The sequence below is a fragment of the Nocardia sputorum genome, assembly GCF_027924405.1.
Taxonomy (GTDB): Bacteria; Actinomycetota; Actinomycetes; order Mycobacteriales; family Mycobacteriaceae; genus Nocardia; species Nocardia sputorum.
In genome coordinates this window covers 4894337-4909004 of the sequence record NZ_AP026978.1, presented here as the reverse complement: position 1 = coordinate 4909004, position 14668 = coordinate 4894337, and the positions used below count along the sequence as shown (strand labels likewise).

Below are 14668 nucleotides of genomic sequence, written 5' to 3'. Positions count from 1 at the left end.
GCGAGCGAATAGGTCGGCGCTTAGTTTACGGCGTCGCCTCGAACACTATCCGGCTGGTGCGCGGGGTCGCACGCGGAGCGCGCCCGAGCTCGCCCGCGATACGGTTTGCCGCCAGTTTCCCGGAAAGCAGGGCGGTCGGCACGCCCACACCTGGCGTGGTGCCGCAACCGGCGATAACCACATTGTCGCTGGAGCGGGGGAAGTTGCTCGGCCGGAAGGGGCCGGTCTGGCGGAAGAGATGGGCCGCGGAGAACGGTGTGCCCGCCAGCATGCCGCGGTCATGCCAGGTCCGCGGCGTGTCGAGCCGGTCGACGGCGAAGTGCTCGGCGATGCCGCGGTAGCCGCGCGCTTCCAGCACGCTGAGCAGCTCCCGGAGATAGGCCGGTCCCAGCCGCGGCCAGTCCAGCGGAGCCGCCGCGAGATTCGGGCACGGCGCCAGCAACGAGAACGGCTCATGGCGTCCGTCGGGACGTTCGATGAACTGGCTCGGATCGGTCAGGGCGGGCCGGGTCAGTAGCAGCGAAGGGTCGCTCATCAGCCTGCCGCGGCCCCGGCGGGCGGTGATCTCGGTGAATGTCCGATCCCACGCCTGCCCGAATTCGATGGTGTGGTGCGCCCGCACCGGCCAGTCCGCCGCGACGACGGCGGGGATGGTGCCGTGCGCCACGACCGCCGATGGCGAAGCGCGCAGTCCGCGCCGGGTGCGCACCCCGAAGCGGTCGAGCGAGCCGAGGTCGGCGGTGAGCACGAGCGCGTCGCAGTCGAACGAGCGCCCGTCGGCGGTGCGCGCGCGCCGGGCGCGGCGACCCGCGTAGTCGATCCCGACCACTTCGGTGCTCAGTTCCAGCGTGCCGCCCGCTTCGGTGAACGCCTGCGCCAGCGCCGCGGCGATCGCGCGCATACCGCCCTCGGGGAAGTAGACGCCCAGCGAGGTGTCCATGTGCGGAATCGCGCCGTAGACGGCGAGCGCCTGAGCGGGCGGCATGCCCGCGTACAGCGCCTGGAAGGTGAACAGCCGCGCCAGGCGCGGATCGCGCAGGAACTCGCGCACCCGGGGCCCGAGCCTGCCGAAGCCGCCGAGGCGCGCCAATTCGGCCAGCGCGCGGCGCTTTTCGGGGCTGCGCACCATATCCAGCGGCGAGTCGAAGTTGGCGTCCATGAACTCGGTGAACTCGGCCGCGTAGATGCGCGCCAGCCAGTCGCGCAGGCGCCGGTATCCCTGTGCCTCGGCCGGGCCGCAGGTCCGCTCGACCTCCGCGGCCATCGCGTCCGGATCGGCGAAGACCCTGATCTCGGCGCCGTCGGCGAAGCGGGCGTGATAGCCCGGCGCCATCCGGTGGATGCGCAGCGGAGGCACGCAGGTCTCCGGGGCGCGGCCGACGGCGGCGAGCGCGTCGGTGATCAGCTCGGGCAGCGTGAGGACGGTGGCGCCGGAATCGATCTCGTAGTCCGCGCCCCGATAGCGCCCCACCCGGCCGCCGGGATGATCGGCGCGCTCGAGCAGCGTCACCGTGTGACCCGCCCCGGTCAGGTACAGGGCGGCCGAGAGGCCGGCCAATCCCGCGCCGACCACCACGACCCGATCGGTCGGTCCCGCGACAGTTCGCACCCGATTCACCTCCTCGCCGTCCGGCGCACGGCGCGCGACGCCGCGTTCACGCCGCGCGTTCGGTCGCGGCCAGCGCCATGGCGCGCAGCCGTTCCTTGGCGACCGCGGTCGCCGAGCTGGTCTCGATGGCGGCCAAGCCGCTGTCGGTGAGCTCGGCGATCCGGCGTTCCACCTCGTCGACCGCGCCGAGTTCGACGAGCAGTGCGCGCAGCCGCTGTACCTGCTGCGCGTCCAGGTCGGTGCCGATGCTGGAGCGCAGCAGCGCGGCCGCGGCGGCATCCGTCTCGTCGGCGCGGCGCAGCGCCTCGGCCAGCAGCACGGTGCGCTTGCCTTCGCGCAAGTCGTCGCCGGAAGGTTTGCCGGTCACCGCCGGATCACCGAACACGCCCAGCAGGTCGTCACGCAGCTGGAAGGCGATCCCGATGGCGGTGCCGAACCGGCGGTACGCCTCGATCAGCCCCTGGTCGGCGGCGGCGATGGCGGCGCCGAGGTGCAGCGGGCGTTCGACGGTGTAGGCGGCGGTCTTGTAGCGGTTGATGCGCAGCGCGGCCTCGACCGATTCGTCGCCGCCCGCCTCGCCGCTGACGTCGAGCAGCTGGCCGCCGAGCACCTCGGTGCGCATGTCGGCCCACACCGGCGCGAATCGGGCGATGGCCGCGGGCGCCAAGCCGGACCCGTGCACCATGTCGTCGGCCCAGGACAGCGCCAGATCGCCGATCAGGATGGCCACGCTGGTGCCGAAGTGCGTCGCGTCCCCTGACCACCCGCGGTCGCGATGCCGCTGCTCGAAGTCGACGTGCACAGTCGGGAAGCGGCGGCGGGTGCGCGAGGAATCGATGATGTCGTCGTGGATCAGCGCGCAGGCCTGCACGAGCTCGAGCGCGGAGCACGCGGTGAGCACCGCTGCGGCCTCGGGCGCGTGCGGATCGCCGCCGGCTCCGAGCCACCCGGTCCACGCGAACGCGGGCCTGGTGCGCTTCCCGCCGCGCAGCACGAACTGCTCGAGCGCGTCGGTGGCCTCGACGAAGACCGGGCCGAGGCGCTCGGTCGTCGGACGGCGGGTGGCGAAGAAACTGGTCAGGGCGTCTTCCACGGCGGTGACGAAGGCGGGGGTGCCCGGCTGCGGCACCGCGGGGCGCGGCGTCTGAGTCCCGGTTGCGGCGGACAGAGGAGCCTCCAAGGTCGTGCGGATGGTGGACGCACGGGGTCGCGACGGTGCCCGGGCGCTGCGGGTGATTCGGGGCCGAGCGGGGGCTGTCGCGCGTGTCGCTCGGCGTGGCGACCATGTCGCCCGATGCGAAGAATACGCGGGGCGTCCGAGCGACCCGACGGGGCCGCCACCGGCCACCTCTACACTGAACCGGTGACTTTCGACAACGTGCGGGGAAGCTCGACCCCTGGCCGGCCGTCCCGGACGCACCCGAACGTCTCTGGCACACCTTCGGTCGTACAGAGTCTGCGGGCTCACACGGGGCACGCGGTGCCCTTCTCCGTGGAGTTCAATCCGCCCCGCGACGCAGCCGCCGAGGCGCGGCTGTGGCGCGCCGTGCGGCAATTCGAGTGCATGCATCCCGCGTTCGTGTCGATGACCTACGGCGCGGGCGGTTCCACGCGCGACCGCACCGTCCGGGTCACGGGGGAACTGGCGCAGGAGACCACGCTGCTGCCGGTCGCCCACCTGACCGCGGTGGGGCACAGCGTCGCCGAACTGCGCTCGCTGGTCGGCGCGTACGCCGACTCCGGGATCCGCAACATCCTGGTGCTGCGCGGCGACCCGCCCGGTGATCCCCTGGGCGAGTGGACGAAGCATCCCGAGGGCGTGTCCTACGCCGAGGAACTGGTGCGCATCGTGCGCGATCTCGGCGATTTCCACGTCGGCGTGGCGTCGTTCCCCCAGGGGCATCACCGCTCGCCGGACCTGGCCACCGACACCGCGTTCCTCGCCGCGAAACTGCGTGCGGGAGCGGAGTATTCGATCACCCAGATGTTCTTCGACGTGGAGCACTACCTGCGCCTGCGGGATCGGCTCGTGGCGCTGGACCCGATCGAAGGCGCCAAGCCGATCATCCCGGAGCTGATGCCCATCACGTCGCTGCGCACGGTGCAGCGCGCCGAGGAGCTGTGCGGCAGGCCGCTGCCCGCCGCCGTCCTGGAGCGGCTGCGCAAGGCGGCGGGCGACGGCGGCGAGGAGAACACCGCGTCGGTGCGCGCGGCGGGTATCGAGATCGCCACCGAGATCGCCCAGCGGCTGATCGACGAGGGCGCGCCGTGCCTGCACTTCATCACGCTGAACTTCGCCAAGGCGACCAGCGAGGTGCTGACCAACCTCGGTTACGGCGTCACGGCCACACCGGTCGGCGTCTGAACTCTCCGGTCACGCGCGGCGCGGGGTGCTGCTCCGACGACGTGACCGGTGGCAGTTTCGTTCCTTCGTCGGGAGTGGTACCTCCGGCGAGACCACGACGAGCACGCCGCCGATCGGTGGCAGGGCTTGCCGACGAGCACGTCGGTGCCCGTCGGCCGGTGCGAGGGTGCACCGGCCGGACTCGGGTCAGGCCGCGCGGGCGGCGCGCAACCCCCACGCCTCGGCGAGCAGTCGGTGCGATTCCAGGCGGTCGGCGTGCCGATGGGTGATCGTGGTGACCAGCAGTTCGTCCGCCCCGCTGACGCGTTGCAGTGCGGCCAGGCGGTCCACGACGGTGCCGGGCGATCCCACGAACTGGGTGGCCAGGCGATCGTCGACGAGTCGCCGCTGTTCCGCGGTGAGTGGAGCGATGGCGGCCGGATCGGGGTACTCGACCGCGCCCGCGCCGCTGCGGATGCTGTAGACCCAGTGACCGTAGCCCGCGGCCAGCCGCCGCGCGGTCGCGTCGTCCGCGCCGACGACCACGTCGGCGGAGATCACCACGTACGGTTCGGCCAGCTCGGCAGAGGGGCGGAACGCCGCGCGATACGCCTCGATCGCGTCCAGCGCGGTGCCGGGCGAGACGTGGTAGGCCGCGGCGAACGGCAGCCCCAGCCGTCCGGCCAGCTCCGCGCTCTCGCCCGCGGTGCTGCCGAACAGCCACAACCGCACCTGCGCGTCCTCACCCGGGACCGCATGCAGCGCAACGCCTTCCGGGCTGACGAAGGTGCCCGCGAGCAGGTCGCGCACCTCGTCGACCTGTTCGGCGAAGTCCAGTGGCTGCGCGCCGCGCTGCTGCAACGCGCTCACCGAGGCGATGAACCGCGACTTGTCCGTGATGCGGCCGGGGTCGAACGGCGGCGGAACCACCACGCCGTCCCGGATCTCGGTGCGCCCGGTCACCACGTCGGCCACCGGCTTGCCGCTCTCCGGCCGCGCGGCTTCCGCCCCGAACTGGCCGCGCCGATGGCCCGACCGGCCGAGACCGAGATCGAGCCGGCCCGGGTACAGCGCATCGATGGTGCCGAACGCTTCCACGATCGAGGCGGAGGTGTGATGGCCCACCTGCACGGCCGCCGAACCCACCCGGATGCGCTTGGTGGCCGCGGCGACCAAGCCGATCAGGGTGATCGAGGAGGAGCTGGCCACCGACACGAAGTGGTGTTCGGCCAGCCAGTAGCGGTGGTAGCCCCACTGTTCGGCGTGCTGGGCCAGGTCGACGGTGTTGCGCAGGGCCTGCTGCGCCGTCGAGCCGGCGCTGATCGGCGACAGATCCAGAATCGAGAGGGGAACCGACCGGCCGCTCATGCCACCCGCCCCTGCCGCGGATCCTGCTCGCCCGCTTCGATCGCGACGCGCAGCCGGTTCTGCGCGGGCGCCACCGGGCAGGTCGCGAAATCGGTGAAGGCGCAGGGCAGATTCGCGGCGCGGTTGAAGTCGAGCAGCACCGTGCCGTCCGCGTCCGGTGCGCCGACGGCGAGTGAACGCGCCGCCGGGTAGGTCGTCACGCCGCTGGTCGCGTCGGTGAACAGCACCCGCAGGTCGTCCCGCTCGCCGAAGGCGACGACGCGCTCGGTCACCTCCCCGATACGGAATTCGATGGTGCCCGCGGCAGTGTGGTGGTGTTCGAGGCCCGCCAGCACGGCCCCGGTGACCACGGTCTGCTGTTGCTCGAACGGCGTGAACCGCCCGGGGACCACCCAGCGCGGGTCCGGCCGGTAAGCCGGGATGCCGTCGAAGGTCAGCAGGGCGGGGGCGGCCGGGTCGTGCACGCGGACGGCGTAGCGGCCGGTGCGGCGGATCACCTCGAGCACCCGCCGCTCCTGCCGGACGTGCAGCCCGGGCGCGCCTTCGGCCGGCGTGACGATCTGCACGCCCGCGATGCCGATCCCGTCGAATTCCAGCCGGTCGGCGGGCTGGGCGGTGATGAACACCTTCTCGTCGGTGACCCACCAGGTGCCGGGCACGTCCGGCAGCCGCTCGGGGCGGTCGGTGAGCCAGTGCAGCCCGGTCAGGCTGAGAAAGCCGAGGGGATCGCGCATCTGGTCTTCTCGCGCGTGGTGCCAGTGCGCCCACTCGGTCTCGAAAACGCTGGTGATGCTCGTGGTCATGACGCTCGGGCTCCTTCGTGGGCGGTGGTGCGACGGTGGGGACGGCGCAGGCCGGGGTGGTCGTGCGAGCGGGCGGAGGGCGGCATCAGGCGGTTCCCTCAGCATCGATGTGCGCCCGCAGCGCTGGGTGCGTTCCCGCTGTGGCGACGTCGGGCGCCAAGAGCAGCGCCTGTCGCCACAGCTCGGCGTGCGCGCCGGGCGAGGATCGGATGACGCGGCGGTCGCGCTCGCCGCGGCCTGGGGCGACGGCGTGCACCCGTGTGTTACCGGAGGTATCGGCGGCGCGCGGGGCGCGCAGTCGGGTGCGCCACCATCGGGCCGGGTCCGGTCCGAAGGCGACGGGGGCGGCGGGAACCTCCGGCGCCGAGGACGGTTCGGCGTCAGCGGCCGGTTTCCGGTTGAAGGCGGAGTACACCATCAGGACGATCCTTTTCGGTCGGTGCCACCACGTGGTCGGCTTGTGGCCGGTGGTGGGCTCCGGTGAGCGGAGAGGGGTGATCGCGGAGGACGGGACGGGTTCGGGGTGGCTACGGCACGGGGACCGGCGCTGCCGCCGGTTCAGCACCCGGCTGTGCCGGTAGGTCGGATTCGGCATCAGGACACGCCTTTCGCGACGGCGGGGGCCGGGATGGCCGACAACAGCTCGCGGGTGTACTCGTGCCGCGGGTCGCCGAAGATCGCGGCGGTGCGGCCGTATTCGACGATGCGGCCGTGCCGCAGCACCGCGACGTGGTCGCTGATGCGGCGCACCACCGCCAGGTCGTGCGAGATGAACAGATAGCTCAGCGACAGCTCGTCCTGCAGGCGATCCAGGAGTTCGAGGATCTGCGCTTGCACCGAGGCGTCCAGCGCGGAGACCGGTTCGTCGAGCACCAGCAGCTCGGGGTGCAGCGCCAGCGCGCGGGCGATGGCGACGCGCTGACGTTGTCCGCCGGACAACTCCGCCGGCCTGCGCTGAGCGAACCCCGCCGGAAGCGCGACCTGCGCGAGCAGCTCCGCCACCCGGTCGCGCCGTTGGGCGCGATTTCCGACGCCGAACGCGCGCAGCGGTTCTTCGACGATCGCGCCCACCCGCCAGCGCGGATCCAAAGAGGCGTAAGGGTTCTGGTACACCACCTGGAAGCGTTTGCGCAGCGCGCGTAGTCGCGACCCCCGGGCCTGCGACAGCGGCTGCCCGTCGAAGACGACCTCGCCGCGGTCGGGTTCGGTGAGCCGCAACGCGATCCGCGCGGTGGTGGACTTCCCGGATCCGGATTCGCCGACCAGCGAGAGGGTTTCGCCACGGCCGAGTTCGAAGCCGACTCCGGCCACCGCGGTCACGCTGTCGCCTCCATGCGCCCGGAATGTCTTGTGCACCTCGCGCAGAACCAGTAGCGGTTCGCCGTCCCGGGGCTTGGGCGCACGGTAACCGCCCGCCGGGGCGAGGCTCGGCGAGGCGGCGAGCAGCCGCTTGGTGTACGGGTGCCGCGGCGCGGCCAGCAGTTCGGCGGTCGGGCCGGTCTCCACCAGCTCGCCGCCGTTGAGTACGACGAGCCGGTCCGCGCGTTCGGCGGCGACGGCCAGATCGTGGGTGATCAACAGCACCGCCGTGCCGCGTGCCGCGATCTGCTCGGCGAGCCGGTCCAGCACCCGGCGCGCGACGGTCGCGTCCAGGGCGCTGGTCGGCTCGTCGGCGATGATCAGGTCCGGTGCGCAGGCCAGGGCCGCGGCGATGAGCACCCGCTGGCGCTGCCCGCCGGACAGTTCGTGCGGATACTGGGCGGCGCGCAGTTCCGGCCGGTCCAGCCCCGCGTCGGCCAGCAGTTCGATCGCCCGCGCCCGCGCCGTCTTGCGGTCGGCCAGCCCGTGCACCAGCAGCGCTTCGGCCACCTGGTCGCCGACGCGCCGGACGGGGTTCAGCGACAGACCGGGGTCCTGCGGGACGAATCCGATGCGGGCGCCGCGCAGCCGCCGCAGCGCGCGTTCGGAGCCGGTGTCGACCACGGCGCCGTCGAAGGTCACGGTTCCGCCGGTGATCTCGGCATGCGCGCCGAGCAGGCCGATCACGGCGTGGGCGAGCGTGGACTTGCCGGAGCCGGACTCGCCGACCAGCGCCACCACCTCGCCGCGGGCCACGGTGAGCGACACACCGTCGAGCGCGGTGACCGCGCCGGCGTCGGACCGGTATCGCACCCGCAGATCCTCGACGCGCAGCAGCGGTGCCGCCGGGGCGCTCATGCGGGCGTTCCGTTCCCGATGGCGCGGCCGAGGCGCTGGGCGGCGAGCACGACGGCGATGATGACGAAGCCCGGCAGGGTGGTCATCCACCACGCGGTCGCGAGGTAGTTGCGGCCCTCGGAGATCAGCGTGCCCCACTCGGGCGTGGGCGGTTTCGCGCCGTAACCGAGGAAGCTCAGCGCCGACACGGCCAGCACCGCCATGCCGAACTCGACCGCGGCCAGGGCGAGGACGGGCTGGACGGAATTGGGCAGCACATGCCTGGCGAGCACCGTGTACCAGCGCACGCCCGCGGCGTGGGCCGCCTCCACGTACACCGCCTGACGGACTCGCAGCACTTCCGAGCGCATCACGCGCGCGAAATTGGCCACCAGCGAAACGCCCACCGCGACCGCCACGTTGCCGGTACCGAAGCCGAGCGCGGTGACCAGCGCGAGCGACAGCAACAGCGCGGGTACCGACAGCAGCACGTCGACCAGCCGCATGACGACGGCGTCCACCACGCCGCCCACCGCGCCGGCCAGCAGCCCGAGCAGCGACCCGGCGACGAGCGCGATGCCGACGGCGGCCAGGGTGGCGGTCAGCGAGAGACCGGCTCCGTGCACCATCCGGGTGTACAGATCGCGTCCGAGATTGTCGGTGCCGAACCAGTGTGCGGCGCTGGGACCCTGCAACTTCTGCGCGGGCACGCCGGTCAGCGGGTCGCCGCCGGCGAAGACCGACGGGGCGAGCGCCCACCCCAGGGCCAGCAGTGCGACGGCGGCCGCGACCAGCACGCCCGCGTTGCCGCGCACCCGCTTCCAGCTCACGGTGGGCCGCCGCAGGCCGGGCAGCACGGCTCGGCGCTGTTCCTCGGTCACGTCAACCACGGGTCCGCACCTCCTCGGCGAACGGCGCGCCGGGCAAGGATCCGGCGGTGATCGCCTCCTCGGCGGCGTCGGCGACGGCCTGCTCCGACTCGCCGCTCACGGCCGCGGAGCGGGCGGCGATGCTCGGGTCGAGCAGCGGATACAGCAGGTCGACCGCCAGATTCACGCTGACGAACACCACCGAGGTGAGCAGCACGATGCCCTGCACCACCGGGATGTCCTGCGCGAGCACCGCGGTCTGGGTCAGCCGGCCGACGCCTTGGCGCGCGAAGACGGTTTCCACCACCACCGATCCGGCGAGCATGTTGCCGACCAGGACTCCCGCGATGGTGAACGCGGGCACGCTGGCCGGCCGTAGCACGTGCCTGCGTTGCACCCACCAGCGCGATCCGCCCTTGGCCAGCGCCACGTCCACGAACGGCTGCCGCCAGGTGGCTTCGAGCCCGGCGGTGAGCACCTGCGCGATGACCGCGCCGATCGGCAGGGCCAGGGTGAGGGCGGGCAGCACCGTGCCCGCGAACCCGTGCCCGCCGAACGCGGGCGCCAGCCGCAACTGGAACGAGAACACTTGCAGCAGTAGCAGTCCGGTCCAGAAGGTCGGCACCGAGACGCCCAGCGACGGCAGCGCGGCCACGGCGTTGCGCAGCCACGGCCGCCGGGTCTGGGTGGCCGCGAACGCCAGCGCCACGCCTCCGGCGACCGCGAAGAGCAGCGCCGCGCCGGTCAACGCGAGTGTGGCGGGCAGCGCGTCGCCGATCGCGCCGGTGACCGGCTGCCCGGTGGCGATGGAATGCCCGAGATCGCCGCGCACGGCGTGCCCGAGCGCGGTCCAATACTGGTCCCACAGCGGCCGATCCAGCCCGTAGCGAGCCTGCAACTCGGCGATGGCGGCCTTGTCCACCGGTGTGCCGGCGCCGCCGCCGTCGGCCGCGATCGAGACCGGGTCGGCGGGCAGCAGGTACAGCACCACGAACGACAGCGTGAACGCCGCCCACAGCACCCAGACCGCCTGCAGGGCCCGCAGGGCCAGATAGCGCGCCATGACTAGCGTCCGCTCAGCCAGGTGTCGAAGAACTGCAATCGCGCCGAGGCTTCGAACTTCAGATCCCGCGTGTTCGCGCCCGCCCCGATCGCCTGGGACAGCTCGACGGTCGGGATCTGCAGTCCGGCGTCGAGCACCTGTTCCTGCGCGGTACGGATGAGCCCGTTGCGTGTCACGGTGTCGATGGTGCTGACCTGGCCGTTCAGCGCGTCGTCCAGCGCGGGGACGGGGCCGCGCGCGTTGAGATTGCGTCCGTCGAGACCGAAGGAGGTGCGCAGGATGTCACCGTCGGCGCGGGTGGTGTTGCCGTAGGAGGTGTCGAAGTCCTTGCTGTTCTGCCGCGCCGTGGTCTCGGCCACCGACACCAGGTCCAGCTTCAGCTCGACGCCGACCTGCCGCAGCTGCTGCTGCACCAGTTCGAGGATCGCCTGGTTGCCCGCGAACACCTGGCTGAACAGCACCGAGAACGACAACCGCTCGCCGTTCTTCGCCCGGATGCCATCCGCGCCTGGGACCCACCCGGCCTGGTCGAGGATGGTGCGCGCCTTCGCCGGGTCGTAGGCCAGGCGCGCCGAGAGGTCGGTGTAGCCGGGGGTGGTGCTGGCCAGCGTGCTGGTGGCGGGCTTGAACTGCGGGCCGAGGACGGTGTCCACCAGCTGCTTGCGATCGATCGCGGGCAGCAGCGCCTGGCGCACCGCGGGATCGCGCAGCGGCCCGCGGGTGACGTTCACCTGCAAGCCGAACGGCACGCCCGGGTTTGCGGTGCTGAGCACCCGGCCGCCCGCCGCCTCGATCTGCGGGGCGTCCTGCGGCAGCGCGTCACTGATCGCGTCCAGCTGCCCGGAGGCGAGACTGCCGGTGCGCACTCCGGATTCGGGCACGACGGTGAACTCGATCTTGTCCAGGTAGGCCTCGCCGCGGTGGGCGAACACCGCCGAACCCCAGTGGTAGCCGGTGCGCTTGACCAGCGTCGCCGAGGCGTCTTGGCGGTAGGCCGCGTAGGTGAACGGTCCGCTGCCCACGTTGTCGCCGAGGCAGCGCTGCTCGGCCGGCTTGGCGGTGGTCACGTCGGCCTGGATACCGAGCGCGGCGGTCGAGGACGCCTGCAGGAACGGTGCGTTGGGCTTGCTGAACTCGACCCGGGCGGTGAGCCGGTCCACGGCCGTGGTGCCGACGTAGCCGGTGAGATAACTGCTGCCCAGCGGAGCCTTGCCCGAGCCCAGTTTCACGACCGAGTCGAAGGTGTTGCGCACCGATTCGGCGGTGAGCGGCGTGCCGTCGCTGAAGGTGACGCCGTCGACGAGATGGAAGGTGAAGACCTTCGCGTCGGGGCTCGCCTCCCAGCTCTGGGCCAGCCACGGCTTCAGCTCGCCGGTGGCCGGGTCCTGGTCGGTCAGCGAATCCACGATCTGCCGGGCGACGTACAGCGTCTGGTTGGTGCCCGCCTGGGCGGGATCCGAGCAGGTCGGCGCCTGGGAAAGGCCGTACCGCAGGGTGCCGCCGGGCTGGGGCGGGCCCGCGTCGCCGCCGGGCGCGGCCGAATCACTGCCGCAGGCGGCCACAGTGGTGGCCGCGGCGAGCGCGCCGGCCAGCGCGACGATTCGGTGGCGGGTTCGGGTCACGGGGCAACTCCAGATACTTCGGGGCGGGCGAACTGCTCGCCCTGGGCGGGGTGTCATCGGCTCACCGTTTCTTCGGCAGGCCGGGCGGGTTGATCCGCGATTCGGTGACCGTCTCGCTCTGCAGGCCCCAGCGGTCGATCACCTGCTGATAGGTGCCGTGCTCGATGGCGTAGGCCAGCGCGTGCTGCACGGCGGTGATCAGCCCGTTGTCCTTCTTGGTGAGCACCGCGATCTCGCCTTGCAACGCCTCGCCCGCGCCGGAGAAGGTGCCCACGATCCTGGTCTGCTTCGCGGTGGCCGCGTGGTAGATCGCGGTCGGGTTGGGGCCGAGGTAGCCGTCCAGCCGCTGCGAGGCCAGCGCCAGGTAGTAGTCGGTGACCTGCTGGAAGTAGGCGATGTCGATCGGCGGCAGGCCCTCGGCCCGGTTCTGCTCGTTCCACTTCACCAGCAGCTGCTCCTGGTTGGTGCCGCTGCCGACGCCGATCCGCTTGCCCGCCAGGCTCCTCCGGTCCTTGTACTCCAGCTTGCTCTGGATCGGCACCTCCAGCGCGACGTTGTCCCTGCGGTAGGTCGCGAAGTCGTACTTCTCCTTGCGTTCCTCGGTGACGGTGACGTTGGAGATGAACGCGTCCACCTCGCCGGAGTCCACCCGCACGAAGTTCTGCGACCAATCGGCCACCCGCGCATCCAGTTTCAGGCCGAGGATGTCGGCGATCAGCGAGGCGAAGTCGACCTCGGAACCGACCACGGTCTTGTCGTCGGTGGCGTAGAACCGCAGCGGCGGCGCGGCGCCGGACGCGCCGGTCACGATCAGCGTGCCGCGGTCGCGGATCGCCTGCGGCACTTCGGCGGCGATGGCGTCGACCTCGGCGGCCCGGACGCGACCGGACTGGGCGGGGGAGAGGTCGAAGGTGATCGAACCGGCGGGCTGCGCGGCGTTGTCCGCCTCGGGTTCGGTGCAGCCGGTGGCCAGCAGCGCGACCGCCGTCGCGGCGGCGGTGACCAGGGCGGAGAACTTCATCGGGAACCTGTTCATCAGCGGACTCGGGAAAGGAAAGCGCGGGTGCGCGGGTGTTCGGGGTGATCGAGGACGGCCGAGGGCGGCCCCTGCTCGACGATGACGCCCTCGTCCAGGAACACCACGGTGTCGGCGACCTCACGGGCGAAACCGATCTCGTGGGTGACGATCACCAGGGCGGTGCCGCCGTGCGCGAGATCGCGGATCACGTCGAGCACCTCGCCGACCAGTTCCGGGTCCAGGGCGGAGGTGGGCTCGTCGAACAGGATCACGCGCGGCCGCAGCGCCAGCGCGCGGGCGATCGCCACCCGCTGCTGCTGTCCGCCCGACAGCGTGCGCGGATACGCGCCGGCCAGCTGTCCGATGCCGACCCGCTCCAGCAGGCGGTGCGCCTCGCGCTCCACCTCGGCCCGGTCCCGCCGTTGCGCGGAAAGCGGGGCCAGCGTGACGTTTTCCAGGACGGTCAGGTGTGGGAACAGATTGAACTGCTGGAAGACGAAGCCGATCCGCGAACGCTGCTTGCGCACCTCGCGATCGGGCAGCGCGTGCAGGCGGTCGCGGCGCAGCCGGTAGCCGATCAGTTCCCCGTCGATGTGCACGGTGCCCGCGTCGAGGGTCTCCAGGTGGTTCACCACGCGCAGCAGCGTCGACTTACCGGAGCCCGACGGGCCGATGACGGCGACCACCTCGCCGGAGCGCACGGTGAGATCGATGCCGCGCAGCACCGGATGCGCGCCGTAGGATTTGCGCACGCCGCGGACCTCGACGGCGGGTGTGGCGCTCATCGGGTGGCTCCGCGCGGTGCGGCGGGACCGGCCTCGGCGACCTCGCGCAGCTTCCGCCAGGCGCGTTGCAGCGGAGTCGGCGGCGGCGTGCGGTGCGCCCCCTTGGCGTAGTGGCGCTCGATGTAGTGCTGCGCCACCGACAGCACGGTGGTGAGCACGATGTACCAGACCGTCGCGACCATCAGCAGCGGCACGACTCGCCCATTGCGTCCGTAGATCACCTGGACCTGGTAGAACAGTTCGGCGATCGCCATCACCGACACGATCGAGGTGCCCTTGAACAGGCTGATCACCTCGTTGGTCGCGTTCGGCAGGATCGAGCGCATGGCCTGCGGCGCCACCACCGTGCGGAACTGCCGCAGCCGGGTAATCCCCAGCGCGGCGGCGGCTTCCAGCTGGCCGGCGTCCACCGCGATGAATCCGGCCCGGATGATCTCGGCCGAATAGGCCGCCTGGTGCAGGGCCAAGCCGATCACGGCGGCGGTGAAACCGCTGATCACCCCGTTCACCTCGAAAGTGAACAGCGTGGGCCCGAACGGCACGCCGATCGAGAGGGTCTGATACAGGTAGGCGATGTTGAACCAGAACAGCAGCTGCACGATCAGCGGGATCGAACGGAACGCCCAGATGTAGACCCACGAGATCACGCGCAGCACGGGATTGTTCGACAACCGGGCGATCGCCAGGGCGGTGCCCAGCAGAAAGCCGAGCGCGGTGCCCCAGACGGTCAGCTCCAAGGTGACCCGCAACGCCGACAGCACCGACCTCGCCGTGATGTACTGCGCGAAGGTCGGCCAGTCCCAGCCGGGATTGGTAGCCAGACCGTGCGCGAACTGGGCGAGCAGGATCAGCGCGACGGCGCTGACCACCCAGCGCCACGGGTGCCGGGTCTTGGCCACGGTGGGCGTCGCGCCGGAATCGGCGGGCACGGGCACGGGGACGGGGGCGCCGATCGGGTCCGCTTCGGTGTGCGTGACGGTTTCGGGGGCGG

Annotated in this window: 13 protein-coding genes; 1 reads left to right on the top strand and 12 read right to left on the bottom strand. The window is 71.9% G+C overall.

Annotated elements, in window-relative coordinates; genetic code table 11:
- Window positions 1-25: 25 nt before the first annotated feature.
- Complete coding sequence (gene crtI, locus QMG86_RS22145; protein WP_434086117.1) at window positions 26-1609, bottom strand: phytoene desaturase family protein; 1584 nt, start codon at window positions 1607-1609, stop codon at window positions 26-28.
- 46 nt (window positions 1610-1655) lie between these two features.
- A complete protein-coding gene (locus tag QMG86_RS22140) occupies window positions 1656-2789 on the bottom strand; it encodes a polyprenyl synthetase family protein (RefSeq protein WP_434085512.1) in 1134 nt (377 codons plus the stop codon).
- Between the two features lie 183 nt (window positions 2790-2972).
- Between QMG86_RS22140 and QMG86_RS22135 the strand changes: the two genes are divergently transcribed.
- Window positions 2973-3974: a methylenetetrahydrofolate reductase gene (locus tag QMG86_RS22135; RefSeq protein WP_281874592.1), complete on the top strand. Its 1002-nt coding sequence runs from the start codon at window positions 2973-2975 to the stop codon at window positions 3972-3974.
- A gap of 186 nt (window positions 3975-4160) precedes the next feature.
- Here QMG86_RS22135 and QMG86_RS22130 read toward each other — a convergent pair whose 3' ends face one another.
- The 10 genes from QMG86_RS22130 to QMG86_RS22085 form a co-directional block, all read right to left on the bottom strand.
- On the bottom strand, window positions 4161-5321 hold the full coding sequence (locus QMG86_RS22130) for an LLM class flavin-dependent oxidoreductase (protein WP_281874591.1): 1161 nt from the start codon (window positions 5319-5321) through the stop codon (window positions 4161-4163).
- Window positions 5318-6124, bottom strand: a complete 807-nt coding sequence (locus QMG86_RS22125; RefSeq protein ID WP_281874590.1) for a DUF1684 domain-containing protein — start codon at window positions 6122-6124, stop codon at window positions 5318-5320. The genes QMG86_RS22130 and QMG86_RS22125 overlap by 4 nt, the downstream gene beginning before the upstream one ends.
- Window positions 6125-6209: 85 nt before the next feature.
- Entirely contained in the window at window positions 6210-6542 is a 333-nt protein-coding gene (locus QMG86_RS22120) for a hypothetical protein (protein WP_281874589.1), read from the bottom strand.
- A gap of 176 nt (window positions 6543-6718) precedes the next feature.
- A complete protein-coding gene (locus QMG86_RS22115; protein ID WP_281874588.1) occupies window positions 6719-8341 on the bottom strand; it encodes a dipeptide ABC transporter ATP-binding protein in 1623 nt (540 codons plus the stop codon).
- On the bottom strand, window positions 8338-9135 hold the full coding sequence (locus QMG86_RS22110; RefSeq protein WP_434085656.1) for an ABC transporter permease: 798 nt from the start codon (window positions 9133-9135) through the stop codon (window positions 8338-8340). Before QMG86_RS22110 ends, QMG86_RS22115 begins: the two co-directional genes overlap by 4 nt.
- Before the next feature lie 67 nt (window positions 9136-9202).
- Window positions 9203-10252: an ABC transporter permease gene (locus QMG86_RS22105; RefSeq protein WP_281874587.1), complete on the bottom strand. Its 1050-nt coding sequence runs from the start codon at window positions 10250-10252 to the stop codon at window positions 9203-9205.
- Between the two features lie 2 nt (window positions 10253-10254).
- Window positions 10255-11874, bottom strand: coding sequence for an ABC transporter substrate-binding protein (locus tag QMG86_RS22100; protein WP_281874586.1), 1620 nt, complete (start codon window positions 11872-11874; stop codon window positions 10255-10257).
- A 61-nt stretch (window positions 11875-11935) separates the two neighbouring features.
- Window positions 11936-12895, bottom strand: a complete 960-nt coding sequence (locus QMG86_RS22095; RefSeq protein ID WP_434086116.1) for an ABC transporter substrate-binding protein — start codon at window positions 12893-12895, stop codon at window positions 11936-11938.
- 14 nt (window positions 12896-12909) lie between these two features.
- On the bottom strand, window positions 12910-13677 hold the full coding sequence (locus tag QMG86_RS22090) for an amino acid ABC transporter ATP-binding protein (protein ID WP_281874584.1): 768 nt from the start codon (window positions 13675-13677) through the stop codon (window positions 12910-12912).
- Window positions 13674-14630, bottom strand: a complete 957-nt coding sequence (locus QMG86_RS22085; protein ID WP_434086211.1) for an amino acid ABC transporter permease — start codon at window positions 14628-14630, stop codon at window positions 13674-13676. The genes QMG86_RS22090 and QMG86_RS22085 overlap by 4 nt, the downstream gene beginning before the upstream one ends.
- Window positions 14631-14668: the final 38 nt, after the last annotated feature.

Bases quoted from the DNA above. Each gene is read 5' to 3' on its own strand.
- QMG86_RS22095 (WP_434086116.1), bottom strand. From the start codon at position 12,895: ATGAAGTTCTCCGCCCTGGTCACCGCCGCCGCGACGGCGGTCGCGCTG.
- QMG86_RS22130 (WP_281874591.1), bottom strand. From the start codon at position 5,321: ATGAGCGGCCGGTCGGTTCCCCTCTCGATTCTGGATCTGTCGCCGATC.
- QMG86_RS22115 (WP_281874588.1), bottom strand. From the start codon at position 8,341: ATGAGCGCCCCGGCGGCACCGCTGCTGCGCGTCGAGGATCTGCGGGTG.
- QMG86_RS22105 (WP_281874587.1), bottom strand. From the start codon at position 10,252: ATGGCGCGCTATCTGGCCCTGCGGGCCCTGCAGGCGGTCTGGGTGCTG.
- QMG86_RS22120 (WP_281874589.1), bottom strand. From the start codon at position 6,542: ATGGTGTACTCCGCCTTCAACCGGAAACCGGCCGCTGACGCCGAACCG.
- QMG86_RS22125 (WP_281874590.1), bottom strand. From the start codon at position 6,124: ATGACCACGAGCATCACCAGCGTTTTCGAGACCGAGTGGGCGCACTGG.
- QMG86_RS22090 (WP_281874584.1), bottom strand. From the start codon at position 13,677: ATGAGCGCCACACCCGCCGTCGAGGTCCGCGGCGTGCGCAAATCCTAC.